At 72.0% G+C, this 1,700-nt stretch carries 1 protein-coding gene; it reads left to right on the top strand.

The window, feature by feature from the left end:
• Window positions 1-324: 324 nt before the first annotated feature.
• A partial coding sequence (locus DEIPI_RS0112715; protein WP_027482005.1) for a proton-conducting transporter transmembrane domain-containing protein occupies window positions 325-1,700 on the top strand: 1,376 nt, incomplete at its 3' end.

Genomic DNA, 1,700 nt, shown 5'->3' with positions numbered 1-1,700 from the left:
GGCGGCGGGTGCGGACGGCGCCCGCCCGGACCACGCCAGCAGGAGCGCCGCGAGCACGAGCGGCACGCACGCGAGCAGAACAGGGCGAACGCGGGACAAGGGCGACTCCGGGTGCGCCCAGTGTAGTCCGCGCCGGGCGGAACGTGACACGTGCGTTGCCGCGCACGGACGGGGATGTTAGCCTGATGGGACAACCACGCCGCGTGACGCGGCGGGAGACCGGCATCCACACGCCGGACCGGGCGGAGTCTGTCGACGGACCCCGCCCTTTTTCGTTTCGAGTCAAGGAGCCCGCATGAACCATTCACCCGGCCGGGAGGCCACGTGATCCTCGCGTCGATCCTCGCGCCCTTCCTCGGCGCGGTCCTCGTCACCCTGCTCGGCGCCCGCCTGAAACGCGGCGTGGGCGTCCTCGCGGCGCTCTCGCTGCTGCCCGCCCTGGGCCTCGTCCTGCGCGCCCCCGGCGCCACGAACGGGGAGGTGGGGCGTGAGACCTTCGCGTGGGTGCCGCAGATCGGCCTGAACGTGGAGCTGCGCCTCGACGGCTTCTCGCTGAGCTTCGCCGTCCTGATCGCGTCGATCGGCGTCCTCACGTCGCTGTACGGCCTGTCGTACCTGTACCGTCGCGAGAACTTCGCGCGCTTCTACACGTACCTGCTGCTGTTCGCGGGGTCCATGCTGGGCCTCGTGCTCTCGGAGAACCTCGTGCTGCTCTTCGCCTTCTGGGAGCTCACGTCCGTCACGAGCTTCCTGCTGATCGGGTACTGGCACCAGCGCCGCGCGTCGCGCGACGGGGCCGTCAAGGCCCTCGTCGTCACCGGGGCGGGCGGGCTCGCGCTGCTCGCGGGGACCGCCCTGATCGCCGTGGCGGGCGGCAGCACGAACCTCTCGCGCATCGACGTGGCGGCCCTGCAGGCGAGCCCGCTGTTCGTCCCGGCGATGCTGCTGGTGCTGCTCGCGGCGTTCACGAAGTCCGCGCAGCTGCCCTTCCACCTGTGGCTGCCCACCGCGATGGAGGCGCCCACGCCGGTCTCCGCGTTCCTGCACTCCGCGACGATGGTGAAGGCGGGCGTGTTCCTCGTCGCGAAGCTCGGCTTCCTCTTCACGGTGCCGCTCTTCACGAACGTCACCGTCACGGTGGGGCTCGCGACGCTCGCGTGGGGCGCGTACCTCGCGCTGCGGCAGACGGACCTCAAGGCGCTGCTGGCGTACTCCACCGTGTCTCAGCTGGGGCTCCTCACGGCGCTGTACGGCCTGAACGACGCGGAGGCGCGCCTCGCGGCGACCGCGCACCTGCTGAACCACGCGGCGTTCAAGGCGGCGCTCTTCTTCGTGGTCGGCATCGTGGATCACCACGCGGGCACGCGGCTGCTGCGCGACCTGTCGGGCCTGCGGCGCGTGATGCCCGTGACCTTCGCGGTGGCGGTCGTCGCGGCGCTCTCCATGGCGGGCGTGCCGCCGCTGGGCGGCTTCGTGTCCAAGGAGCTCTTCTACGAGCGCATGATCGCGGCGGGTCCCCTGCCCGTCACGCTGGCGGTGTTCGGCAGCGCGTTCACCTTCGCGTACAGCCTGAAGTTCCTGACGGCCTTCACCGGGCCCCTGCGCGCCCCGAAGCCGGAGAAGCTCCACGAGGCCTCCCCGGGGCTGTGGGGCGCGGCGCTGCCGCTCGCGCTCGCGGCGGTCGCGTTCGGCGTGGCCCC

This window comes from Deinococcus pimensis DSM 21231 (assembly GCF_000519345.1).
Lineage (GTDB): Bacteria > Deinococcota > Deinococci > Deinococcales > Deinococcaceae > Deinococcus_A > Deinococcus_A pimensis.
This window is presented reverse-complemented; position numbering and strand designations above follow the sequence as displayed.